The sequence below is a fragment of the Pseudomonas sp. ACN5 genome (assembly GCF_002303975.1).
GTDB classification, from domain to species: Bacteria; Pseudomonadota; Gammaproteobacteria; order Pseudomonadales; family Pseudomonadaceae; genus Aquipseudomonas; species Aquipseudomonas laurylsulfatiphila.
In genome coordinates this window covers 68,328-90,655 of the sequence record NZ_MRCP01000016.1, presented here as the reverse complement: position 1 = coordinate 90,655, position 22,328 = coordinate 68,328, and the positions used below count along the sequence as shown (strand labels likewise).

Sequence of the window (22,328 nt, the reverse complement as noted above, 5' to 3'; positions counted from 1 at the left end):
GAGGATGAATGTGCAATGAGCATGGACAAACACGCAATCGAACACTTCCTGCACGGTCAGATCGACTGCTGGAACCGCGGTGACAAAGAAGGGTTTTTTGCTCACTACCGCAGCGTATCGAGCAATGGCTTGAGCATCGAATACGTCGGCAAACCACAGCACGACGCCTGGCAGGTTCTGGAAGGCATGTGGGCGCAGCAGCAACCGAAGATTCGCGTCGAGGTGCGCCAATGCATCGTCAATGGCAATGAAGCGGCGTGCCATCACCTCAATGCCTTTCGCGAGCAGGAAGGCGGCATCGAGACGATTGAGTTGTATCGGTTCGAAGAGGGGAAGTTGTTCGTTCGCTACTTCATCAATCTGTAAGCATCGAAACTTTACATACACAAAGCGCAACCTCCTGGTTGCGCTTTTTTATGAGTCGCTACACACCATCGGTGGAGAAGGACAGATGTCGCCAGAGTTCGATTTCTGCGAGCATCTTGTTGAGCTTGTCGCTGACCTGCTGGTAGGCGTCGGAGCCCGCCAGGTAGCGCAACGGTGGATGTTCACTGTTGGCCAGCTCCACCAGCGCTTGACCCAGCTTCGCCGGATTGCCGGTTTGCTGGTGGTTGTAGGCGGCCGATGCACTTTTGATCTTGGCGGTGAACGCCACGTAATCCTCTAGCTCACGGGTGCCAAAGATCGCAGAGCTGGGGTCGAGGAAGTCGGTACGGAACACGCCGGGCTCCACCAGCGTTACCTTGATGCCGAACTGTGCCACTTCCTGGGCCAGTGACTCGGAAAAACCTTCCACGGCAAATTTCGACGCACAGTACAACGCCGCGCCGCCCATCCCCACCACGCCGCCCATCGACGACACGTTGAACACCTGGCCGCTGCGTTGCTCCCGCATCACGGGCAGTACGGCGCGGCAGACGTTGAATACACCAAACACGTTGGTTGCAAATTGCTGGTCGGCTTCACTGGCGAGATTGTCTTCGAAGGGCGCCAATTGGCCGTAGCCGGCATTGTTGACCAGCACATCGATGCGGCCAAAACGTGCCACCGCGGCCTCTACGGCATTCAGTGCCATGGCTTCGTCGGTCACGTCGAGCGCCACGGCCATGACACGGTCGCCGTATTCGGCGAAAACGTTTTCCAGTGGCTCGATGCGCCGTCCACTGACCACGACCTTGTCTCCGTCGTCAAGGGCGGCTTTGGCAATAGCGGCGCCCAAGCCTCGGGCCGCACCGGTGACAAACCAGACTTTATTCATTGCGTTGCTCCAGTCATTGCAAGAAAAAGCCGCACTCAGTGCTGGTGCGGCTGGCTTGGAGGATTCGTGCAGGGTCAGTCGCGGTTGGCCGCTTCCCAGGCTTTGAGATCGAAGCCTTCCGCTGAGGCTTCGGCTGCGGTCAGCCTGGGCGCGCGGGAGAGAATCTTGCGCGCGGCCATGTGGTCACCCATGCGATTACAGGACTCCACCGCCACCAGTCGATCATTGCGAAAGCACAGGACCGACAGTTGTTTGTCCTGGGCGGAACCCAGGACTACGGTGCTGTCGTAACCGCTGGAGAGTCCGGCAATTTGCAGCTTGAGGTCGCCCTGATCGGTCCAGAACCAGGGCAGCGCACCGTACGGCGCCGGTTTGCCCATCAAACGTGCAGCCACGGCGCGGGCCTGGTCAACGGCGTTCTGCACAGATTCAAGGCGGGTATGTTTTTCATCGTTTTGCAGGCAAGGGAAATTCGCGACATCGCCCAGAGCGGAAATCCGTGGGTCAGAGGTGAGCAGGTTGGCATCCACCTTGATGCCGTTCTCGATGGCCAGGCCTGCTTCTGTCGCCAGTTGCGCATTGGGGATCACGCCGATGCCAAACACCACCAGGTCGGCGGGCAGGGCGCGGCCGTCGGCGGTTTGCACCGCGCAGACTTTGCCGTTGTCGCCATCGATGCGGCTCAATCCCTCGCGGAAGTCAAAGTGCACGCCCCATTGTTCATGTGCTTGGCGGAACAGTTCTGACATCTCCCGGGACACCGCACGCGCCATCGGCCGCTCGGCCAGTTCCAGCACATGTACGTTCGCCCCTAGCGCCGCCGCTACCGCTGCGAACTCCAGGCCAATGAAGCCGGCACCGATCACCACGACATTGCGCGCTGCTTTTGCCAGCGGTGCCAGTGCATCGGCATCGGCTTTGGTCTTGATGCCGAATACTTGCGGCAATTCGGCCCCCGGCACCGGCAAAGGGCGATTGTGTGCGCCGGTGGCCAGGACCAGGTGGTCATAGTGGATGGCATCACCCGAGGCCAGGACCACGCGACGGTTCTGGCGGTCAATCGCGGTTACCTGGTCGTGCAACAAATCAATGCGCTGGGTGGCATAAAAGTCGGCAGGACGGAACAACAGGTTGGTGTCTTGGATTTTTCCGAGCAGGTACGCCTTCGACAGCGGCGGGCGTTGATAGGGCAGGCCGGGCTCATCACCGATCAGGGTGATTTGGCCTTCGTAACCTTCCTGGCGCAGTGAGCTGGCGACCTGGAAACCGGCTTGGCCAGCACCGACAATAACGACTGAGGCGAGGTTCATGACAACTCCTTGGGGCGTATTCAGAATTGCGATGAAGGCAGGTGCAACACCATGCCGTCCATCTCTTCGCTGATGATCAATTGGCAGCTCAATCGACTGTTGTCACGACGCTCGAAGGCGTACTCGAGCATGTCGTTTTCCATGCTCTCTGCGGCTTGTACTTTGCCCAGCCAGGCTTCGTCGACATAGGTGTGGCAAGTGGCGCAACTGCAGGCGCCGCCGCAGTCGGCGGGAATGCCCGGCACCGAGGCAAAGGTAGCGGCTTGCATGACCGATTGGCCGATGTCGCCTTTGACCTGATGGGCGGTGCCGTTGTGTTCGATAAACGTCAGTGTGGGCATGTTCTGCTCCGGTATTGTTGGCGTGGTTCAGGAATGACTGGGCAGCGCCTGCGCGTCGAAGCGCGGGACTCGGCCAAGAGTCAGTAAAAGCAGGGGGCCGATCAGGCAGCAAATAGCGCTGTACACCAGCATCGCGGTGTAGGAACCGGTAGTTGAAAGCAGGTAGGCGAAGAGCAGCGGCGCGAGTGCCGAGGCAACGGTGTTAAGGCCCTGATGCACACCAAACAGACGGCCGTATTCGCGCAGGCCGAAGTAGCGGGCGATCAGGAACGCGGCGATGTCGAACTCCGCCCCGGCACCAAAGCCGACCAGTATGGCTGCGAGCATGAGAGGCGCGAACTCGACGGTTCCGCTGAGGTAGACCAGGCATCCGACGGCCGGCAGTACCAGGCTAATTGCAGACACCGCCGGTGGCCACAGACGGTCCAGCAGATAGCCGATCAGCATTCGCCCAAAGATCAGCGACACGCCAAAGCAGCTGAAAATCGTAGTGGCATCGGCCGCTGAAAGCCCCTTGGCCTGCAGCATGGGAACGGTGCTGGTGACCATGCCGACAATCGACGAAATCACCAGGCCCAATGCCAGGTTGCAGGTCCAGAATTTCAGTGAGCCCATGCCTTCGCGAAAACTCACCCCCGGCAATTCCGTCAGAGCCTTGTCATCGTAGCTGTTGCCGGCTGCGGTGGGCAGTTTGAACCACAGCAGAATCAGCGGTAGCAGCACCAACAGGTTGAGCAACGCGAGGATCACAAAGGCTGCGCGCCAATCCCATTGTTCGATGCCCCAGGCCATCAGCCGTGGAATGGTGGCGGCGGTCACCCCGGTCCCGGACAGACCGATGGCCAGTGCCAGGCCACGATTGCGGTCGAACCACAGACTCAACAGTTGTGTCCAGGTGACGGCCAATGCACCCATGCCGACGATGGGCAGTAAGGTAAAGGCAATGTACATCGACCAAATCGAGTGGGTCAGTTGGGTGGTCGCCAGGTAGCCGAGGGACAGTAGCAGAAGGGAAATGACCGTCACGCGCTTGATGCCGTAGCGCAGGTTGAACCAGCCCACGAGCTGCAATGACACGACCGCACCACCAAACAGGAAGGTAATGCAGGCCTGCAGTTCGCTTTTGCTCCAGCCAAACGCATCGCCCAACGGTACGACCAATGTGCCGAAGCCATAGAGCAGGGCGGCGTTGATGCTGATGGCAACACCGGCGACCGCGAGGATGAGGATCTTCCAGCCCTGTCGGAACTCGTGAAGATCAATGGCCGCTTCGTTTTTTGAAGGGTGCATGGGGTTGGCTTCCTTATAGGTTTTGTTGAGCCAAGCACTGCTGCAAGGGAGGGGAGAGCACCACTTGCAGATTCTTTAAACAGAATCAGATCTTTTATTCAGAATAAAAATAGGATTTTCGCTTTGTCCAGAACAGCTATCTGACTCATAGACAAACGAATTTCCTGCGTCGAACACACCTTTGAATCAATCTGTTCAACATCCCGTCGCCTCAAGCTCACCAGGGTGTTTTGCAAGCGCCGATGACTGCCAGCATATCCGCGCTAAAAATTAATTGCACATAAAATAAATAAGTGTTCATAATTTGCTGTGACTGGACCTGATAAGGAGAAAAAAAGTGAGTTCAGAAAAAGCGCAATTCAAAGCCGTGGCCGACCGTAGCCGCTGCTGTGGTTATGGCTTGTGTGCCGCGATCTGCCCCAGCCTTTACAAACTTGATGCCGATGGCCTGGTGTACATGGACGATGCCCGTGTACCGCCCGAGTTGGAGGAGGAGGCCCGTGAAGGTGCCGCCGCCTGTCCGGCGGAAGCCATCTGGCTTGAGCCCATTACCCCCGAAGACGAAGCTGTTTGAGGGTGTGAGCACCAGTCGTCACTGATAACCACAGAGTTGAGGATGTGTGGATGGGACGTTTACGTAATAAAGTCGCGTTGATCACCGGTACCGGTGGTGGCCAGGGCCGGGCCGCGGCACTGCGTTTTGCCCGCGAAGGGGCGATTGTGGTCGGTTGCGACTTTAACGCCGAAGGCCATGAAGAGACGGCCGCTTTGATGCGAGCCGAGGGCTTTACCCTGTATGGCTCGGCCCCCGTCGACCTGGGCGATCACGAACAGGCCAAGGCCTGGATCGATGCCGCCGTCGTCGAGCACGGGCGCATCGACATTCTGTACAACAATGCTTCCGCTGCACGTTTCGGGCTGGTCAGCGAACTCTCGATCGAAGACTGGCAGTTCACCATGCGCAATGAAATCGACCTGCTGTTCTACACCACCAAATATGCCTGGAACCATTTGGCCGAGCAGCGCGGGGTGATCATCAACGTGTCCTCCACCGCTGCATGGGGTGGCTCAAAAGTGGCGGGCATCTCCGCGCATTCGGCCGCCAAGGGCGCCGTGGTGTCGTTCACCCGGCAAGTGGCCGTAGAAGGCGCGCCGTTCGGCATTCGAGCGGTCAGCTTGAGTCCCGGGTTTGTCGCCACGCCGGGCACTCGACCGTTTCTGGAAGACCCGAAAATGCGTGCCATGTTGCTGGACGGTGTCTTGATGGACCGTCCGGGCGAGCCTGAAGAAGTGGTGGCGATGGCCGTTTTTATTGCTTCCGACGAAGCGTCATTCATAACCGGTTCGGACATCGTCATCGACGGCGGATTACTGGCGATTTAATACACACGACGTCAGGGCAGGTGCCATTGGCACCTTTTCATCTCGAACAATAACAAGGTGAAATTACGTGGACATCATTGGTATCGGTTACATGGGGTTCGAGACCCCCAACCTCGACGCGTGGCGTGAGTATGGCCCGCAGGTGATGGGCTTCGGCATTGGCAAGAACCCTGAAAGTGACCCTGAGTCGCTGTACTTCAGAATCGACGATCGCCGCCATCGTTTTGCGTTCCATCCAGGCAAAGTGGACAGAATTGCCTACATTGGCTGGGAAGCAGTAGGGCGCATGGCCTTCGAGGACGGTATCAAGAAGCTGGCGGCGGCCAATGTTGAATACACCCGTGGCGACGCGCAATTGTGTGAAAAGCGTGGTGTGCGCGAGTTGGTACGTTTTCGCGATCCGGTGGGCTACCAGCACGAATTGTTCTACGGGCAAAAGTGGTTGCCGCGTTCCTTCCAGCCCGGTCGCCCGCACAGTGGTTTTCTCGCCGATGAACGTGGCGCCGGCCACGTGGTGCTGATTACCCCGGACTACACCCCGGAACTGGAAGACTTCCTGCTCAATGTCATGGGCTTCAGCTGGTATGGCGCTGGCGCAGGCAAGGGTCGCACCGGTTTCTTCCGCTCAAAGCTCAACCATCACACCAGTCATGACATTGCCTATGGTCACGGCCCGGGCCGCATGGGCGTGCAGCATGTCGGACTGTTTGTGCGCAATGTGCGCGACGTCGGTGAAACCTACGACATTGTGCGTCAGCGCCAACTGCCGATGATGATGACCCTCGGTCAGCATGCCCAGGACCCGCACCTGTCCTTCTACCATTTCAACCCGTCCGGATTTGCCTTCGAGACCATTGCTGAAATTGAGCCGTGGCAGGGCGACCCCTACGAGTTGAACCCGGAGAAACTCAGCCTATGGGGGCACGAAATGGTGGGCCCGATTCTCGGTACCAGTGTCAAAACACCGGAAGAAGTGCTCGACCCTGAGTACCTGCCCATCTACCTGGCCAAGCACTGACATGCGCCTGGCACGGGTCGAGGTGACGGGGCAGGCGTTTTGGGCGTTACTCGACGCGCAAACTGATCGCCTGCGCCGGATCAATGCGCCGTTCGCACACTGGGCCGGGCTGGGCACGCGGCTGGTGGTGGACGTGCTTGATCTGGACGACGAGTGGTTGCCGCTGTCCGCGGCACGGCTGCTTGCGCCGCTGGAGCCGGGTGCCAGGGTGTTTGGCGTGGGGCTCAATTACCTCAGTCATCTCAAGCGCCTGGGCAGCGATGTGCCAGCGCATCCACTGGCTTACATCAAGCCTGAATCTGCGCTGGTCGGTGCAGAGGACGAGATCGAGTTTCCGCCATTGACCCGTCAGCTTGATTACGAAGTGGAGCTGGTGGCCGTGGTCGGTCGGCCATTGCTCGCAGAGCCTAACGCCAGCGATTGTCTGCTGGGGTACACGGTGGGCAATGACATCAGTGCGCGCGACGCCGGTAAACAGATTGGACGCCTGGACCTGTTGACCCAAAAAGCCATGGACCGCACCACCCCGGTGGGCCCGTGGATCGTGACGGCGGATGAGTTGGACGTAGCGGGGCAGCCGGCACTGGATATGCACCTGAGCGTCAATGATGAATTACGTCAGCAGGACAATACCCGCCAGATGATTTTCGGTCTGGATGAGTTGCTCAATTATCTGGATGCACGCATCAGCCTGCGTCCCGGTGATCTGGTGTTTACCGGTTCCACCCACGGTGTGGGCCTGGAAAGCGGGCGCTTTTTGCAACCTGGGGATCGAGTCGAGGCTGAGATTCAAGGCATCGGTCGACTGCGCAATACCATTGCGCTGCCACGTCAGCTCAACCCGGCGCGTGCCGCAGGGCGGTTGGGCCAGCCGCTGGAAAACTAACCACTGATTTCAACCGACTGAAACGCTGAGGAGTGATGATGAGCGAGGGATCGGCGTGGGCGCCATTTCGCAACAAGGCGTTCCGCGGCTTATGGCTGGCAGGCGCAGTGGTCAATATGGCGATCTGGATGCAGACGGTCGCTGCAGCGTGGATCATGACCACGCTGACTCCATCAGCGGCCATGGTCTCTCTGGTGCAAACCGCCGTGACCGTGCCGGTGTTCCTGTTTGCTTTCCCCGGCGGCGTGATAGCCGATCGGGTCGAGCGTCGTCGGTGGCTGATCATTACGCAGTGCATGATGCTGTTCGCCGCGCTGGTGCTTTGTGCACTGGCGTATAGCGCGCATCTGGAAACCTGGGGATTGCTGGCGTTTACCTTTGTGCTGGGCACCGGCAGTGCCTTGGGGATGTCGGCGTGGATGGTGACCATGGTCAGCGTGATTTCACGGGATCAGGTGCCGGCAGCGGTGTCATTGAACGGTATCGCCATCAATGCAACTCGCGCCTTGGGGCCGGCGCTCGCGGGTGCCCTGATTGCCTGGTGGAGCACCGCCTCGGTATTCCTGGTGATCGCGCTGTGCTTGCTCGCCGTATTGCTCTTCCTGTTCAGGCTTACGCCAAATCCGCCGGCCGTGGGCTTGCCGCCGGAAACCCTGACCGGCGGCATGCGCAGTGGCCTGCGCTATATCCGGCATTCAGCGGTGCTGTTCAACGCGCTCAAGCAGGTCTTGGTGTTCACCAGCAGCGCCAGTGCCTTGTGGGCCTTGATGCCATTGGTGGCCAAGCAGCAATTGGGCATGGAAGCGGGCGGCTACGGTTTGCTCATGGCATTTCTGGGGGCGGGTGCCGTGCTGGCCGCATTGATCTTGCCGCGTTTGTATCGCTCGGTGAGCATGCGTCATTTACTGATCTGCGGCGCCGTTGCTTTTGCGGCCGCCAGCCTGACCGCTGCGCTTTCGCGTAATCGCTATGGGGTCTGCGTGATGATGTTGCTGGCAGGGTTTGGCTGGATGGCGGTCAACGCGACCATTTCCACTGTGGTGCAAACGTACGCCGCCAACTGGGTGCGGGCACGAGTGGCGTCGGTCTACGTATTGATCCTGATGGGGGCCATGGCAGCGGGCGGCGCGCTATGGGGCGCGCTGGCACAGGCGTTGGGCGTCAGTGAAAGCCTGCTTCTGGCGACACTGTTATTGTTGGCCGGGATCTTGCTGACGCGTAATGGCCGGATCGAACTGGGGCAGGAAGCGGATTTTGCCGAAGTGCAGGTGGCCGACAATCCGCAACTGGGCAGCCCGGTGTGTCATTCCGAAGGACCGGTTTCGGTCGAGATCGTGTATCAGGTAAGCCCGCCTGACCGTGACGATTTCCTGAAAGTCGTGTACGCCGTAGGCAAGGCGCGGCGGCGCAACGGCGCGCAGAACTGGCGCCTGTACCGCGACATGGCGGACCCGCAGCTTTTCAGCGAGCGTTTCATTGTCGAGTCATGGCTGGATTACCTGCGCCAGCAAGTGCGGGTGACCCAGGCAGACCATTCCCAGGAATGCCTGCTTGAGCGTTTTCGTCGCGAAGACCTGCAGACCCGCCGGCTGATTTATCAGCCGCTGGAGAAACAAACTCACTAATTCGTTCGAATTATTCCCAGTTAAAACTTTTACGTTGCCGTTCATTCTCAGGTTAGAATGCTGGCACCTCAAAGTTACTGGATCGGGCATGGACTTCACTGACCTCAACGACACCACCAAATCGGCCGGCGCCACCCTCGTCAAGCCCGTTTCCAACGCCATACGCATCCTGCGCTACCTCAGTCAGGTGGGGACACCGGAACGCTCGGTGGACATCGCACGTCAGCTGAAAATCAACCCCAGCACCTGCTTCAATATCCTGCGCACACTCGTACAGGAGGACGTCGTCGACTTCAGCGCATTGTCCAAACGCTATTCGGTTGGCTTGGGCCTGGCACGACTTGTCGAACAGGTGGTGACCCAAGGGCACCGCGTGCAAATGGCCAAACCCTTGTTGCAAAACCTGGCTGCACGCCAGCGCGTGACTATTACCCTGTGGCGAAAAATGAGCCCCGACCGGATTGTCATAGTCGCCTCCGCTGCCAGCCCGACCGATGTGCGTATCGATATGGCCGAAGGTCAGCGCTTGCCGATTCTGATGGGGGCCAGTGGGCGCTTGTTCGCGACTCAGATCGACCTCGACGACCCGGAAGTGCAGAGCAGTTTCGACACGATTCGCTGGGCCCAGCCTTTACCACTGGAAGTCTACCGCGAAGAGGTGAGGCAAGCGGCCGAGCGCGGTTGGGCGCTAGACGACGGGCATTTTTCCGGAGGGATCCTGGCCATTGCCGCGCCGGTCTACTCGCCGAGCAACAGCATCGACTTCACGGTGTCAGCGGTGATGTTCCGTGGACAACGGGATGAAGAGGGCCTTGCCGACCTGGGCAAGGCACTGATCGAGTTCTGTAACGAAGTGGCCGGCGTTCTCTACTGAGACGCTGCGTTACTCGCGCACCAGCAGCAGGCTGCCACCCAGCGGGCCGCCACCGGCTGCCACCGTACTGACGCTGTGTTCACGGGTTTGCCGGCCTTCGGCACGCCCCCACAGTTGCAAGCAAGCCTCATGCACATAACCCAGCCCATGGGTTCGACCACCCGAAAGCTGACCGCCGTTGGTATTGAGCGGCAGGCTGCCATCAAGTGCGATGCGGGTACCGCCTTCAACGAAGGCGCCGCTGCCCCCGGTAGGGCATAAGCCCAGGGCTTCCAGCCAGATCATGGTCAGAATCGAAAAGCCGTCATACAACTGCGCGGAGCCGACGTCCTGCGGGCTGTAGTCGGTGCGCGCCCACATCATCTGGCCGACGTCGAAAGCCGCCATTTTGGTCAGCGAGATCTGGTCCCATGACCACGGCTGATTCAACGCTGCGCCCATCGCCTCGATGCGGATGGGTTTGTTCGGCAGGTCCTGAGCGATATCACGGCGCGACAGCACAATCGCGGTGGAGCCATCGCAATGCACGTCGCAGTCGAACAGACGCAAAGGCGAAGAGATCACCCGCGAGGCCATGTAATCGTCCATGCTCATCGGCGTGCGAAACACCGCCTTGGGGTTGCGCATGGCGTTCTGGCGACACGTCAGGGCGATTTGTGCCAGCTGCTCCGGGCGAGTGCCGTATTCATGGAAGTGACGTTGGGCATACAGCGCCATCAGATTGGTCGCCGACAGCACATTGAAGGGCGTGAACCACTGCCAGGCGTAGCTGCTGTCGCGCCCCTTGGTTTTGTTGGTCAAGGCGCTCGCCTGTTTGTTGACCATCCGGGCTGACGCTTCGGTGATGGTGCGAAACACCAGTACGTGTTTGCACAGGCCCGCTGCAATCGCCATGGCACCGTTGATCACACCGGTGAGCGGGCCGGGCCCTTCATATCCGCCACCGAACCAGTTGACGTTGAGCCCCAGTGCGCTTTTCAGGGCGCTGGGGCCGACCGGCGAAAACGGGTCGCCATTGTTGTTATCGCCCGGCCAGCAAGCCACGCCGTCGATGTCGCTGCGCTGCAGGCCGGCGTCAGCAATGGCTTCGAGGCAGGCATCGAGGGTCAGGCGCATGGCGGATTTGCTTGACGGTCGTCCGATTTCCGATTGGCCGATGCCGGTGATGGCGACGTCTTTTTCATAACGATGATCGAACATCACTGATCCTTCTCGAACAGAGGCAACCAGACATCCTCGACATTGAGGAAGCTGACCCGTACCGGCATGTCGATGTGCACATCCTCGACCGGCATCCCCACCACGTTGCTCACGAATTGCAAGCCGGGTTGTTCCACCAGCTCGATGATCGCGACCACATAGGGCACCTCAAGGGCGGGGTTCCAGGCCTGGTAGTTGATGGTGTAGCTGAGCACTTTGCCCTTGCCCGACACCGCCTTCGGCGCCACCTCGAAGCTGGCGCAATGCGGGCACAGCGGGGCGGGCGGATGGAAATACCGGCTGCAGGCCGCGCAGCGATGAATGAGCAATTCGCCCTGTTCGCCACCCTGCCAGAAGGCGCGGTTGTCGGCGTTGAGTGCAGGAAGTTTTCTAGGCATCAGCGGTCCGCAGGTGAATGTTTGACTTGAGGTCATACGGTATCATTTGTACATATTTTAAAAAAGTGTCATATATTTACCCCGACAAAGGCACGGATCGACCGTTCGCGCCGCAAAACAACAACAAGAGGATTTCATGATGTCCCAGTTATTGCTGGACAAGAGGGTAGTCGTCACCGGTGGCTTTGGTGCCCTCGGCAGTACCCTTGGTAAATGCCTGCTGGCATGCGGCGCCCGGGTGGCCTTGCTGGATCGCGCCGAGGTCCCGGCTTCCTTGCTCGATACGGAGAATCTGTTGTGTCTGGGCGGTGTCGACCTGACGTCCACCGAGTCGGCCAGCGCGGCATTTGCTCAGGTCGCGGCGCAATTGGGCGGTATTGATGGTTTGGTCAACGTGGCGGGCGGCTTTGCCTGGGAAACCGTTGAAGGTGGCACCCTGGAGACCTGGGATCGCCTTTACCAGATGAACGTACGCACCGCCGTGGTCAGTTCACAGTCGGCGCTGCCGCAATTACTGGCTTCCAAGGCGGGACGCATCGTCAATATCGGCGCGCTGGCCTCTGTCAAGGCGGCAACGGGGATGGGCGCCTATGCGGCCTCCAAGGCCGGTGTTGCCCGCTTGACCGAGGCATTGGCCGAAGAGCTGAAGGATCGTGGCGTCACGGTCAATGCCGTGTTGCCAAGCATTATCGACACCCCGGCCAACCGCGCCGACATGCCCGATGCCGACAGTAGCCGATGGGTAACGCCGCAGGCACTGGCGGCCGTGGTTGCGTTCTTGCTGTCGGACGACGCCGCCGCCGTGACCGGCGCGTTGCTACCAGTGAGTGGCCGCGTATGAGACTGGTGACCTATACCGACGCCGACGGTTTTGATCGAGCGGGTGCACTGTTGAACCAGGATCAGCAAGTCCTGGACCTGCAAACTGCCTATCGCTTGCTGGAAAGCCGCGACAGTGTGGCGTTGAGCAGCATTCTGGCCCTGGTGGAAGCCGGTGAACCGGCGCTGGAACTGGCGCGTTCGCTGGTGGCCAAGGCGCCATCGGCGGCGGTGCTGGAGCGTTCCAGTGTGAAACTGCGAGCACCGATTCAGCCCCCGCCGCAAATGCGCGACTGTTCCTGTTTCGAACTTCACCTGCGCCAAAGCTTCGCGGCGGCCCGCCGTGCGCGTGCATTGCGCACCGAAGACCCGGAAGCCACCTTGAAGGCGATGAACACTCGCGCCGACGACAGGGTGATCGACACCTTCAATAAGCAACCCATCTATTACAAAGGCAACCGCTTTGCCGTGATTGGCATCGACGATGAGTTCCAGTGGCCGAGTTTCAGTCGGGCGATGGACTTCGAACTGGAGTTCGGTTGCTACATCGGCAAGCGTGGCAAGGACATCAGTCGCGAGGCCGCCCGTGCCCATATCGTCGGTTACACCATCTTCAACGACATGAGTGCCCGCGACGCCCAGGCCCTGGAAATGCCCGGCATGCTCGGCCCGGCCAAGAGCAAGGATTTCGATACCGCCAACATCATGGGCCCTTGCCTGGTCACCGCTGATGAGCTGGGGGACCCCTATGACCTGAACATGATTGCCCGGGTCAACGGAGAAGAATGGGGGCGCGGTAACACCCGTGACATGCGTTGGAGCTTTGAAGACGTCATTGCCCATGTTTCCCGTTCGGAAACCTTGTACCCCGGTGAATTCCTGGGCTCAGGCACGGTGGGTAACGGCTGTGGGCTGGAACAACTGCGTTACTTGAAACCCGGCGATGTGGTTGAGCTGGAGATCGATGGCATCGGTGTGCTGCGCACGCAAGTGGGCACGGCGCCGGCCAAGGGCTGAGGGTCAGTCCATGACGGAAGGATTTGCTTACATCTTATGGTGAATTCTATGTACAGAAACACGAAAAGTGTCTTATATTTCGTCGCGACTACCGTTGTGACGCTCTGATCAGGAGGCAATCATGCGAACAAGAACAAGCCCCGTATTGTCTGATGGAACCAAAGTTTCAGATCTCATCTATACCTCCAGCCGGGAAGTGCAGATGCGTGTGTTGTCTGACCACGAAATCTACGACCTGGAGATGGAAAAGATCTTCGGCAAGATCTGGGTGCTCCTGGGGCACGAATCGGAAATCCCGAACTCCGGCGATTTCATGGTCCGTGACATGGGGTCCGACTCGGTCATTGTTGCCCGCGGCAAAGAAGGTGAGGTATTCGTAAACCTCAACGTCTGCCCGCACCGGGGCATGCGCATCAGCACCGCCGATTGCGGTAATACGCAAATTCACAAATGCATCTATCACGGCTGGGCCTTCCGTCCCAATGGTGACTTCATCGGCTCGCCGGTTGAGCGCGAGTGCATGCATGGCAAGATGCTGCCCAAATCGGAGCTGGGCCTGAAAAAGGCACGCGTCACCCTGTATGGCGGCCTGGTATTCGCCACCTGGAACGTTGATGGCCCGTCATTTGAAGAGTTTCTCGGCGATGCCAAATGGTACTACGACATGCTGTTCTGTCGTTCCGACAAGGGCATGGAAGTGCTCGGTCCGCCGCAACGTTTTATCGTCAATGCCAACTGGAAAACCGCTGGCGAGCAATCGGCGGCCGACGGTTTCCACACCCTGACCTTGCACCGCTGGCTGGGCGAAGTGGGCAACTACGCGAAGAAAGGCGAGGGCGAAACCGCTGATCTCAGCCCGGAAATGATCGGCGTCGAAATCAGCTCGCCCCACGGCCATGCGCTGCGCTGCATTGACCTGGCCCGCAAGATCAAGCGTTTGACCGGCCTCGACCCGGCGGAGCTGACAGTTCAACAGAAGCTCGAGGCATTGCCTCCGGCCGGCATGACCGCCGACATGGTGGAGCAATTGGCGCGCAACCTGACTGAAGATCAGTTGAAAGTGCTGACCAGCATGCCGCCACAAGTCGGCGGGATGTTCCCCAACATTCTCTTTGGCTTTGTCTACATCCCGCAGCCGGACGGCAGCGTCGTCGGCTCGATGACCCTGCACGCCTACGTGCCGCGTGGTCCCGACAAGCTGGAGTTCGTCAACTGGGTGTTTGCCGAGAAAGACGCGTCCCCTGAACTGCGCGACAAGATGCTCAAGCAGACCATCCAGTTGTTCGGCACCTCCGGCATGGTCGAGCAGGATGACTCCGATACCTGGCCGCACATGACCCTGGCCGCCAAAGGCGCGATGGGCCGCAAGAGCACGCTGAAATACCAGGCCTGCTTTGAAACCGGCGCCCCTGAGGGCTGGCCTGGCCCCGGTATCGTCAACGAAGGTTTCACCAAGGACGATACCCAGTGGCACTGGTGGTTGTACTGGCACGAGCTGATGACCGCACCGAACGAGCAATAATCGCCCGTTGGCCCTGGTTCGATTGCGGTCCTCGCAGGCCGCAATCGCAGCATTAACAAGAATAAAAGTGAGGAAATGACTCATGGCTCAGGTTCAACAACGCGGTGTGGAGGATATCCAGCCGGGTTCTCCAGTCGGTACCAAACGGGTGCCGGTGGGCTCGCCGATCTACAACGACGTGGTGACCTTTCTCTACGAGGAAGCCACGCTGCTCGACCAGATTCGCCTGCAAGAGTGGGCCGAACGTCTGGACACCGACCTGGTGTACACCGTACCGCTACGCCAGACTCGCGTGGCGTCCGAGCTGAGAACCACCATTGTGCGCAGTGTTCAGCACTACCATGATGACTACCGTTCGATCATGGGGCGCATTTTGCGCCTGTCCGGCAAAAGCGCCTGGGCGGAAGATCCTCCCTCGCGTACCCGGCGTCTGGTGACCAACGTGTTTGTCGAAGAAACCGACAAGCGCGATGAGTTTGTGGTGACCAGTTATCTGCTGCTGACCCGCAGCCGTTTCAACGATCACCATGTCGATATCATCAGCGGTGAGCGACGTGATGTGCTGCGTCTCGGTGAGACGGGGTTCAAGCTGGCACGACGCGAGGTCATCCTTGATCAGGCTGTACTGGGCACTCCCAATCTGGCCGTCTTTCTCTAGTTTGCATCGGCGCTCGGGTTTAAACCCCGATCGCCGTGCATGCGGGCACTGGCCGCGCTGCTCTTGAACAAGGGGTAGCGCGACTAATCGTGCTGTCTTAGCCACTCTTGATCCTGGGCACACAGTTGCAGCGGTTTGTCGCTGAAGTCCAGGGTCGAACCCTTCATTCTTAGTGCCTGTTCGGCACGTTCCGATTGTTGGCTGTAGCACAGGCCCGTGCTCATCGCGTGGACCTGTTCGTCGAGGTTGTAGGCGCGTCCCATCGAAATCAGCGTGCAACGGCGGAGCAACAGCGCGGCTTCGGCCATTTCCTCAGTCAGGGTACTCAAGGCCCAGCGCGCCATGCCTTCGCGAAGGTTGATGCCCGTGTAGGGCGGTGGCCCTTCGAGCCGGGTGCCGTTGACCGCCCAGCTCAGTAATTCGTCGTGATCGCGGAGCAAGATGGCACGTGTGTGATTGTCGATGCGCTGGGCCACTTCAATGTCGTAGCGACGCTGGCGGGTGTCTCGCGCTGCAGCGGCGATGGCGAGGCCCGCGAGGTCGAGCAAGTGCGTGCATTGATGACTGGCATCGGTTTGCCGGGTGACTGAATGGGCAACACGGTTCAGCTTCATGCCCAGCAACTGCTGTAATTGATCACAGGCTTGCGGACACAGGGAGTAGGGATGACGCAGCGCTTCACCGCCGATGGCACTCACCACGCCTGCGCGATGGCGAACCCATACACGGAAGTGGTGAAAGTCATCTTCTAGGGCCGCGCGGACTTCACCTGCATCACTGGCACGGGTGGCCATAATCTCCACGCGGCGGCGAAATACACTCATCCTCAATATCCTTGTTTCAGTGCTGTTCAGGCGGTAAGAATCGGGTATATTTGAACACTATATCCAATAATGTTTACTAAAAAACAAGAAAAAGGGGTGGCTATGGCACTGTTAAACGAACAGGTTGCGTTGATCACTGGCGCCGGAGGCGGCATTGGACGCGGCATTGCGTTGAACTTTGCCAAGGAAGGCGCAGCCGTGGTGGTTGCCGAACTGGACGTGGTCAGCGGAGAAGCCGTTGTCGCTGAATTGAAAGCCCTGGGTGGCAAGGCTGTATTCATCAAGACCGACGTGTGCAACAAGGCGGACATCGAAGCGGCGGTGCAATTGGCCGTGGATCAATTTGGTGGCCTGGACATCCTGGTCAACAACGCCTTCGCCCCGACGCCCAATGTGCTACTGGAAGAAAAAACCGATGCTATGCTGGAGCAAACCTTGGGCTCCACCGTGTGGGCTGCCTGGTGGGCGATGAAAGCTGCACTGCCGCATATGAAAGCGCGTGGCGGTGGCAAGATCATCAACTTCTACTCCATCGATATCGAGATCGGCGCCTGGCTGCATGGCGACTACAACACGGCGAAATCGGCGATTGTCGGGCTGACTCGTAGCGCTGCCTCCGAGTGGGGACGCTTCAACATTCGCACCAATGCCATTGCGCCGACCGCAATGGGCGCGACCTTCCACAAGCTTGCTGCAGAAAACCCGGGTTTTGCGGAAATGTCCGCTTCGATGCGCCCGTTGGGTCGCTGCGGCGAACCCGAAGCGGATATCGGGCCGGTGGTGGTGTTCCTGGCGTCCGAGATGTCGCGTTTCATCACGGGCGAGACGATCCACGTTGACGGGGGCCTGCACCTGCCTGGTTACAACTCCCGTCCGAAAGGCGTTCCCGTTCGCGAGTATTGATTCGCCCCGTTCAATGTAGGAGCGAGCCTGCTCGCGATGGGCGTCAACGATAACGCGTAGGCTCTGGTTGAACGCGTTGTCCTTGAGTTCATCGCGAGCAGGCTCGCTCCTACAAAAAGGCAGGTCAGTCAGACCTTGGAAACAAGAAAGCCCGCTTTAAGCGGGCTTGTTTCGTTGGAGGGGCGATTACTTTTTGGAGACCACGATAGAGGTGGTTTCCAGATCCCAGGTGGTCTGGGTTTTACCTTCATCGCGCAGCAGGTATTTCAACACCCGACCCTGCGGGTTTTTCGGCAAACTGCTGCGAAACTCGATGTAGCGGGGCAGGGCATAGTACGGGACCGAATCGGTGGCCCATTGGAACAGTTCCTCTGGCGCAAGTGTCGCGCCCTCATGCAGTACCGCCGTGACCTTCACATCGTCCTCGCCTTTGTCCGATGGCACGGCATGCACCGCCACTTCGGCCAGCGCCGGGTGAACAGCGAACGCGGCTTCCATTTCAAAGCTGGAGATGTTTTCACCGCGGCGGCGCAGGTAGTCCTTCTTGCGATCGACGAAATAGAAGAACCCGTCGTCGTCGAACTTGCCGATGTCGCCGGTGTGGAACCACATGTTGCGCATCAGTTTCTGGGTGTCTTCCGGCCGGCGCCAATAGCCTTGGAACATGATGTCCGGGCGCAGCGGGCGTACCACGATTTCGCCGGCACTGTTGGGTGCTACTTCTTGATCGAGGTCGTCGACAATGCGTACATCAAAGTCCGCGATGCGTTTGCCCGAGGAACCCGGTGCCGCGTATTCACCGGCGGCCAGCGAGGTAATAACGCAGGCCTCGGTCAGCCCATAGCCGTTGCCGCCCACCAGCTTAGTGCCGAAACGCTCACGCCAGATTTTTTTGGTTTCTTCAGTGTAGGGGTTACCGCGCGCGGTATGGATCTGCCCGACACAACGCAACATGGCTTCGTTATCCGGAGCCTGGGCGAGCAGGCCACCCATGCCGCCCAGAATCGATGCGATGGTGGCGCCCGAACGCTCCACTTCCTGCCAGAAGTTGGAAACAGAAAAGCGCGGAAGAATAGCGGCCCGGGCACCCACCAGAATGCTGGCTATGATGGATACGCAAAGCGCGTTCATGTGGAACAACGGTAATGGCGTGATGGTGACGTCATCGGCGCTGGCCGGGCCGGCACGCAGCTGCAGGCGCGCAAGGTTGCACATGAAGTTGTAGCTGATCATGCAGCCCTTGGAAGGGCCTGTGGTGCCTGAGGTGTAAATCAGGCAGGCGAGATCCGAAGGCTGCGGTTTATTGGGGAGTGGCGTGGTGTCATGACCCCGGAATTCATCCAGTGGCGCCACGCGAATCCGGCAATCGGCCAAGGTTTCAGGTGTGCCGCGATAAAGAATATGGTGCACATCCTGTAACTGCTCAGCCAACGAGCTCACGCGTGGCAGGTAAGCCGACTCGCAGATCACCACCGAAGTACCGGTGTCGGCGATCTGGTGACGCAGGAACTCACCTTTCAGGGCGGTATTGATCGGCACACTCACTGCGCAGAGCTTGTTGATCGCCAGCCAGGTGGTGACGGCATCGATATTGTTATCGAGCATGGTCAGCACGGTTTCACCGGCCTTGACGCCGAGGGTGGCAAGGGCGTTGGCCATTTTGGTCGAGAGTGAGTCAACCTGAGCGTATGTGTATAACTCGCCACTGAAATCTAGCAATATTTTGTCTGGATGCCTTGCTACCGCACGATCTAGCGCTTCGATGACAGTGTCTCGTTCTCCCACTGCCCAGGTCTCTGGATTGCCGCTGCTGCCCATGAATATTCTCCGTTTTAGGGACCAACAGCTGTTGGTGCGCCTGATTTTATTTTGAAGAGAGAATTGGATTCTAAATAGAAATTTTGCAAATGTCTTTAGGGATAAGTTGAACATATAACGTTATTTATGCACAGATCCTGTGCTAGTGTTGCTTATCTTTACTCTCAATGAGCCCATTAACCCATGCCAAAAGCCGCATCCCAGAAAGCTGAAGCGCCAATGCCAGCCCCTAAAACGAAAAAAAACGTGGTGCCGGACGCGGGTGCAGAAGCGGGTAAGTCAGTGGAACGACGCACCGGCCCCAAAGCAGTCGCAGGCGCCAAGGTCAAACCCAACCGACGTTCCGAAGAAACCATCGCCAATATCCTGAAGGCCACCGAAGAGGTGGTATTGATGTCGGGTGCAGACCGCATTTCGATCCTGGATGTGTGCCAGGTCGCTGGCGTTTCGCGCGGCACGTTTTACCGCTACTTCGCTTCGCAAGAAGACCTTCTGGACACCTTTTCGCGGCATAAACGCGAAAGTTTCCACAGCTCCCTGTCGCAGGAGCTGGGCCATATCAGTGACCCGGAAGCGCGCCTCAATGCGCTGTTTGCCTACCTCGACAACTATCTCGAGCAAAGTCGTGCGCGACGCTTGCTGGTCGTCGCCCCTGACTATGCGCTGGGTTTTTTCCGGCGGATCTTCCACGATTCGATCGTGCGTTTTCAGGACGGCCTGGGGATCGTTTTCGACGATTGGGACGATCGCCTCGGCGTACGCCTTGATCGGGAGCTGATCTGCGAAATGATCATTCGTTACGTGTTGAGTGAAATCCTGGTGCCGGAGGCGGCGGGTCGTCGCTTGTTCCCGGTGCGGGTGAAAAAGCTCCTCGGTGCGCTGATCATGGGTTCAACGTCACGCACTCGACGCTGACCTTCAAAAGTCCCCCTCGCGCTGCAAGAAAACCCCCGATTCTCGGGGGTTTTTCGTTTCTGGCGGCGTCTATGTTTTCCCCCTCGTTGTGCAACCCATCCCCCGCAGCAGGCTGTTTTTGCCGTCGTACAGGGTGTTTTCGACTTGGCTCGAAGGCTCTGGCGTAGGCTTTTGCGCGACGATTAAAAATAAATTGAACAGAATTTTGATTTCTGCTCAATTTGAATTTAATCTCTGGTCTTAGCAGCGAGCCTTTCGGCTTCCCTTTGCGCGACAGCTTGCGTCTGGTCACGGGAAGGAACCGCGCTAACAAACCAACAAAAAGTGCCAACTTCGAGGTACCTAGACATGCTTATCGATCTCCATGCTCACGCTCCCCATCCGGGCTACTACAACCAACACCCTCATTGGGGGCCGTTTTTCGAGCAACACGCTGACGGTGACATCAAGCTGCGTGTAGGTGATTGGATTCTGGGTCTGGGATCGCCAGAACGTAAGGCCGCCGTCCGCTCCGGTAACGGCCCCAAGCTGGAAGAATATTTTGCTCGCTGGGCTGACCCGAAAGTGCGCCTGGCCGGCATGAATGCCGCCGGTCAAAACCTGCAGGTCGTGTCTGTTCCTTCGCACTGCTACATGTATTGGACCGAAGCCGAATTCGCCGTGCCGTTCGCCCGTACGGTCAACAGAACCCTGGCTGAATACTGCTCCGCAGCGCCAGACCGCCTGATGTTCTGGGCCCATGCGCCGCTCAATGTCCCGGAAGCGGCCGCCGCTGAAATTCGCTACGCCTGCACAGAGCTGGGTGCCAAAGGTCTGGTCGCGGGGGGCGCCAACTTCGGTGGCCTGGAATTCGATTCGCCGGAACTCGATGTGGTATGGCGCACCCTCTGCGACCTGGATTTGCCGATTTTCGTGCACGGCTACAACCAGTCGGTTACCTGGGGCAAGAACGCCAACGACGACCGTTACGAAACCACCGCGATCGTCGGCATGCAGTACGACGAAACCCGTTGCTTCTGGAACCTGATCTGCGGCGGTGTGCTCGATCGCTTCCCGGACCTCAAGGTCTACATCACCCACGGTGGTGGTTATGTGCCGTACCAGCTTGGTCGCTTGGCCAAGACCAACGAAAACCTCGACGTCAAATACAACAAGAAACCACTGCTCGAATACATGAAGAACTTCTACTTCGACGTGGAGCTGCATGAAGTACCGATGCGCCAGGCGTTGATCGACATCATCGGTGCTGACCATGTGCTGTACGGCAGTAACTTTGGTGGCAGCGATGCGGTACGCCACGACCTGACGCATGGCCTGCAGTTGTCCGATGCCGATATGCGCAAGATCCGTTATGAAAACGCCTGCCGTTTGCTGCACCTGGACCCGACCAAGTTGGGCAAGGTAGGTGCCTGATGAAACTGGCGCGATGTGAATACTTGGGCACGGGCATTTTTTGGGCTGTTGTCGATGTCGCCCAAGACCAGGTAACGCCAATTTCCGGTGAGTTCAACGACTGGGCGCCAGCGGTGGCGGCCGGTCGAGGCATCAGCTCGGTGCGGCTCTCGGGTTCTTCCTTGCCGTTATCAAAAGTACGCCTGCTGCCACCGATTGAACCCGTCAATCGAGTGGTCGTGGCGGGTGCGAATTACGCCAAGCACCTGGTGGAATTCGGCTTGAGTGCGCCGGCGCAGCCCGTCGCTTTTCTCAAGGCCTATGGGGCATTGATTGGTGCGAATGACCCGATTCGTTTCCCGCCGTTGACGGAGGAACTGGATCACGAAGTGGAACTGGTCGTCGTCATCGGCACTCCCGAGATCGATCTGGAAAACCCGTTGGCTTGCGTACTCGGCTACACCGTCGGCAACGACGTCAGTGCACGAGATCTGCAACGCAGTGGGCCTGCGGGTATCGGCATGGACTTGTTCGCGGCGAAAAGCCAGGACCAGACCACAGGCCTTGGCCCCTGGATCGTCACCAAGGACGAGTTCCCGCAAGGTTCACCACGGTTGCGACTGACCTTGAAAGTGAATGGCGAAGTGCGCCAGGACGGCTCCACCGGCGAAATGACCTGGGATGTGGGGCAGTTGATCAGCTTCGTGCAGCAGCGTTCGAGTTTCGCCGCGGGCGATGTGTTGTTTACCGGGTCTCCGGCGGGCGTGGGAATGGGTACCGGTCTGTTCCTCAAGGAGGGCGATGTCGTCGAAGCCAGCGTTGAGGGTATTGGCACGTTGCGCAATGTGGTCAGCAAAAAGAACCGAGCCTAAAAGAG

The 22,328-nt window shown here is 58.8% G+C and carries 23 protein-coding genes; 15 read left to right on the top strand and 8 right to left on the bottom strand.

The genetic code is table 11. From position 1 onward, the window contains the following. Positions 1–15 precede the first annotated feature (15 nt). Entirely contained in the window at positions 16–366 is a 351-nt protein-coding gene (locus tag BSF40_RS25505; protein ID WP_093224106.1) for a nuclear transport factor 2 family protein, read from the top strand. Between the two features lie 58 nt (positions 367–424). On the opposite strand, the gene BSF40_RS25500 is transcribed toward BSF40_RS25505, so the two are convergent. The 4 genes from BSF40_RS25500 to BSF40_RS25485 all read right to left on the bottom strand — a co-directional run bounded on the left by BSF40_RS25500 (position 425) and on the right by BSF40_RS25485 (position 4,199). Then, positions 425–1,258: an oxidoreductase gene (locus BSF40_RS25500; protein WP_095967325.1), complete on the bottom strand. Its 834-nt coding sequence runs from the start codon at positions 1,256–1,258 to the stop codon at positions 425–427. Between the two features lie 74 nt (positions 1,259–1,332). Then, positions 1,333–2,568, bottom strand: coding sequence for an NAD(P)/FAD-dependent oxidoreductase (locus BSF40_RS25495; protein WP_095967324.1), 1,236 nt, complete (start codon positions 2,566–2,568; stop codon positions 1,333–1,335). Between the two features lie 20 nt (positions 2,569–2,588). Continuing rightward, the gene (locus BSF40_RS25490; protein WP_095967323.1) at positions 2,589–2,909 is read right to left on the bottom strand and encodes a 2Fe-2S iron-sulfur cluster-binding protein; all 321 of its coding nucleotides are present in this window, start codon (positions 2,907–2,909) and stop codon (positions 2,589–2,591) included. A 27-nt stretch (positions 2,910–2,936) separates the two neighbouring features. Next, the gene (locus tag BSF40_RS25485) at positions 2,937–4,199 is read right to left on the bottom strand and encodes an MFS transporter (protein ID WP_095967322.1); all 1,263 of its coding nucleotides are present in this window, start codon (positions 4,197–4,199) and stop codon (positions 2,937–2,939) included. 337 nt (positions 4,200–4,536) lie between these two features. Between BSF40_RS25485 and BSF40_RS25480 the strand changes: the two genes are divergently transcribed. From BSF40_RS25480 to BSF40_RS25455, 6 genes are all read left to right on the top strand, one after another. After that, entirely contained in the window at positions 4,537–4,773 is a 237-nt protein-coding gene (locus tag BSF40_RS25480; RefSeq protein WP_007942510.1) for a ferredoxin, read from the top strand. 50 nt (positions 4,774–4,823) lie between these two features. Beyond that, positions 4,824–5,582, top strand: a complete 759-nt coding sequence (locus tag BSF40_RS25475; RefSeq protein WP_095967321.1) for an SDR family NAD(P)-dependent oxidoreductase — start codon at positions 4,824–4,826, stop codon at positions 5,580–5,582. Between the two features lie 67 nt (positions 5,583–5,649). Next, entirely contained in the window at positions 5,650–6,600 is a 951-nt protein-coding gene (locus BSF40_RS25470; protein ID WP_095967320.1) for a VOC family protein, read from the top strand. A gap of 1 nt (position 6,601) precedes the next feature. Continuing rightward, positions 6,602–7,486 (top strand): fumarylacetoacetate hydrolase family protein, encoded by an 885-nt coding sequence (locus BSF40_RS25465; RefSeq protein ID WP_095967319.1) that lies wholly within the window; start codon positions 6,602–6,604, stop codon positions 7,484–7,486. Between the two features lie 38 nt (positions 7,487–7,524). Beyond that, a complete protein-coding gene (locus BSF40_RS25460; protein ID WP_095967318.1) occupies positions 7,525–9,111 on the top strand; it encodes an MFS transporter in 1,587 nt (528 codons plus the stop codon). 88 nt (positions 9,112–9,199) lie between these two features. After that, positions 9,200–9,985 carry an IclR family transcriptional regulator gene (locus tag BSF40_RS25455; RefSeq protein ID WP_095967317.1) on the top strand — a complete coding sequence of 262 codons (786 nt, stop codon included), beginning with the start codon at positions 9,200–9,202 and terminating at the stop codon, positions 9,983–9,985. Between the two features lie 9 nt (positions 9,986–9,994). Here BSF40_RS25455 and BSF40_RS25450 read toward each other — a convergent pair whose 3' ends face one another. Both BSF40_RS25450 and BSF40_RS25445 read right to left on the bottom strand, forming a co-directional pair. Further along, on the bottom strand, positions 9,995–11,185 hold the full coding sequence (locus tag BSF40_RS25450) for a thiolase family protein (RefSeq protein WP_095967316.1): 1,191 nt from the start codon (positions 11,183–11,185) through the stop codon (positions 9,995–9,997). After that, a complete protein-coding gene (locus BSF40_RS25445; protein ID WP_095967372.1) occupies positions 11,185–11,583 on the bottom strand; it encodes a Zn-ribbon domain-containing OB-fold protein in 399 nt (132 codons plus the stop codon). Before BSF40_RS25445 ends, BSF40_RS25450 begins: the two co-directional genes overlap by 1 nt. A 139-nt stretch (positions 11,584–11,722) precedes the next feature. On the opposite strand from BSF40_RS25445, the gene BSF40_RS25440 reads away from it, so the two are divergent. From BSF40_RS25440 to BSF40_RS25425, 4 genes are all read left to right on the top strand, one after another. Further along, positions 11,723–12,424 carry an SDR family NAD(P)-dependent oxidoreductase gene (locus BSF40_RS25440; RefSeq protein ID WP_095967371.1) on the top strand — a complete coding sequence of 234 codons (702 nt, stop codon included), beginning with the start codon at positions 11,723–11,725 and terminating at the stop codon, positions 12,422–12,424. Further along, a complete protein-coding gene (locus tag BSF40_RS25435; protein ID WP_095967315.1) occupies positions 12,421–13,419 on the top strand; it encodes a fumarylacetoacetate hydrolase family protein in 999 nt (332 codons plus the stop codon). Before BSF40_RS25440 ends, BSF40_RS25435 begins: the two co-directional genes overlap by 4 nt. A gap of 121 nt (positions 13,420–13,540) precedes the next feature. Next, positions 13,541–14,941 carry a Rieske 2Fe-2S domain-containing protein gene (locus tag BSF40_RS25430; RefSeq protein WP_095967314.1) on the top strand — a complete coding sequence of 467 codons (1,401 nt, stop codon included), beginning with the start codon at positions 13,541–13,543 and terminating at the stop codon, positions 14,939–14,941. A gap of 82 nt (positions 14,942–15,023) precedes the next feature. After that, entirely contained in the window at positions 15,024–15,599 is a 576-nt protein-coding gene (locus tag BSF40_RS25425) for an aromatic-ring-hydroxylating dioxygenase subunit beta (RefSeq protein WP_095967313.1), read from the top strand. An 83-nt stretch (positions 15,600–15,682) separates the two neighbouring features. Here the strand turns inward: BSF40_RS25425 and BSF40_RS25420 are convergent, their stop codons facing one another. Beyond that, positions 15,683–16,423, bottom strand: coding sequence for a DUF2889 domain-containing protein (locus BSF40_RS25420; RefSeq protein ID WP_095967312.1), 741 nt, complete (start codon positions 16,421–16,423; stop codon positions 15,683–15,685). A gap of 102 nt (positions 16,424–16,525) precedes the next feature. Between BSF40_RS25420 and BSF40_RS25415 the strand changes: the two genes are divergently transcribed. Further along, a complete protein-coding gene (locus tag BSF40_RS25415; RefSeq protein ID WP_095967311.1) occupies positions 16,526–17,326 on the top strand; it encodes an SDR family NAD(P)-dependent oxidoreductase in 801 nt (266 codons plus the stop codon). 186 nt (positions 17,327–17,512) lie between these two features. Here BSF40_RS25415 and BSF40_RS25410 read toward each other — a convergent pair whose 3' ends face one another. Beyond that, complete coding sequence (locus BSF40_RS25410) at positions 17,513–19,144, bottom strand: ATP-dependent acyl-CoA ligase (RefSeq protein WP_095967310.1); 1,632 nt, start codon at positions 19,142–19,144, stop codon at positions 17,513–17,515. Between the two features lie 183 nt (positions 19,145–19,327). On the opposite strand from BSF40_RS25410, the gene BSF40_RS25405 reads away from it, so the two are divergent. From BSF40_RS25405 to BSF40_RS25395, 3 genes are all read left to right on the top strand, one after another. Further along, positions 19,328–20,059, top strand: a complete 732-nt coding sequence (locus BSF40_RS25405; protein WP_095967309.1) for a TetR/AcrR family transcriptional regulator — start codon at positions 19,328–19,330, stop codon at positions 20,057–20,059. Positions 20,060–20,407: 348 nt separating this feature from the next. Further along, complete coding sequence (locus tag BSF40_RS25400; protein ID WP_095967308.1) at positions 20,408–21,472, top strand: amidohydrolase family protein; 1,065 nt, start codon at positions 20,408–20,410, stop codon at positions 21,470–21,472. Further along, complete coding sequence (locus tag BSF40_RS25395; protein WP_095967307.1) at positions 21,472–22,323, top strand: fumarylacetoacetate hydrolase family protein; 852 nt, start codon at positions 21,472–21,474, stop codon at positions 22,321–22,323. The genes BSF40_RS25400 and BSF40_RS25395 overlap by 1 nt, the downstream gene beginning before the upstream one ends. Positions 22,324–22,328 lie beyond the last annotated feature (5 nt).

Excerpts from the sequence above, each read along its gene's own strand:
- BSF40_RS25500 (WP_095967325.1), bottom strand. The coding sequence starts at position 1,258 with ATGAATAAAGTCTGGTTTGTCACCGGTGCGGCCCGAGGCTTGGGCGCC.
- BSF40_RS25490 (WP_095967323.1), bottom strand. The coding sequence starts at position 2,909 with ATGCCCACACTGACGTTTATCGAACACAACGGCACCGCCCATCAGGTC.
- BSF40_RS25475 (WP_095967321.1), top strand. The coding sequence starts at position 4,824 with ATGGGACGTTTACGTAATAAAGTCGCGTTGATCACCGGTACCGGTGGT.
- BSF40_RS25450 (WP_095967316.1), bottom strand. The coding sequence starts at position 11,185 with ATGTTCGATCATCGTTATGAAAAAGACGTCGCCATCACCGGCATCGGC.
- BSF40_RS25460 (WP_095967318.1), top strand. The coding sequence starts at position 7,525 with ATGAGCGAGGGATCGGCGTGGGCGCCATTTCGCAACAAGGCGTTCCGC.
- BSF40_RS25505 (WP_093224106.1), top strand. The coding sequence starts at position 16 with ATGAGCATGGACAAACACGCAATCGAACACTTCCTGCACGGTCAGATC.
- BSF40_RS25395 (WP_095967307.1), top strand. The coding sequence starts at position 21,472 with ATGAAACTGGCGCGATGTGAATACTTGGGCACGGGCATTTTTTGGGCT.
- BSF40_RS25495 (WP_095967324.1), bottom strand. The coding sequence starts at position 2,568 with ATGAACCTCGCCTCAGTCGTTATTGTCGGTGCTGGCCAAGCCGGTTTC.
- BSF40_RS25455 (WP_095967317.1), top strand. The coding sequence starts at position 9,200 with ATGGACTTCACTGACCTCAACGACACCACCAAATCGGCCGGCGCCACC.
- BSF40_RS25430 (WP_095967314.1), top strand. The coding sequence starts at position 13,541 with ATGCGAACAAGAACAAGCCCCGTATTGTCTGATGGAACCAAAGTTTCA.
- BSF40_RS25425 (WP_095967313.1), top strand. The coding sequence starts at position 15,024 with ATGGCTCAGGTTCAACAACGCGGTGTGGAGGATATCCAGCCGGGTTCT.
- BSF40_RS25410 (WP_095967310.1), bottom strand. The coding sequence starts at position 19,144 with ATGGGCAGCAGCGGCAATCCAGAGACCTGGGCAGTGGGAGAACGAGAC.
- BSF40_RS25405 (WP_095967309.1), top strand. The coding sequence starts at position 19,328 with ATGCCAAAAGCCGCATCCCAGAAAGCTGAAGCGCCAATGCCAGCCCCT.
- BSF40_RS25435 (WP_095967315.1), top strand. The coding sequence starts at position 12,421 with ATGAGACTGGTGACCTATACCGACGCCGACGGTTTTGATCGAGCGGGT.
- BSF40_RS25415 (WP_095967311.1), top strand. The coding sequence starts at position 16,526 with ATGGCACTGTTAAACGAACAGGTTGCGTTGATCACTGGCGCCGGAGGC.
- BSF40_RS25485 (WP_095967322.1), bottom strand. The coding sequence starts at position 4,199 with ATGCACCCTTCAAAAAACGAAGCGGCCATTGATCTTCACGAGTTCCGA.
- BSF40_RS25465 (WP_095967319.1), top strand. The coding sequence starts at position 6,602 with ATGCGCCTGGCACGGGTCGAGGTGACGGGGCAGGCGTTTTGGGCGTTA.
- BSF40_RS25445 (WP_095967372.1), bottom strand. The coding sequence starts at position 11,583 with ATGCCTAGAAAACTTCCTGCACTCAACGCCGACAACCGCGCCTTCTGG.
- BSF40_RS25420 (WP_095967312.1), bottom strand. The coding sequence starts at position 16,423 with ATGAGTGTATTTCGCCGCCGCGTGGAGATTATGGCCACCCGTGCCAGT.
- BSF40_RS25400 (WP_095967308.1), top strand. The coding sequence starts at position 20,408 with ATGCTTATCGATCTCCATGCTCACGCTCCCCATCCGGGCTACTACAAC.
- BSF40_RS25440 (WP_095967371.1), top strand. The coding sequence starts at position 11,723 with ATGTCCCAGTTATTGCTGGACAAGAGGGTAGTCGTCACCGGTGGCTTT.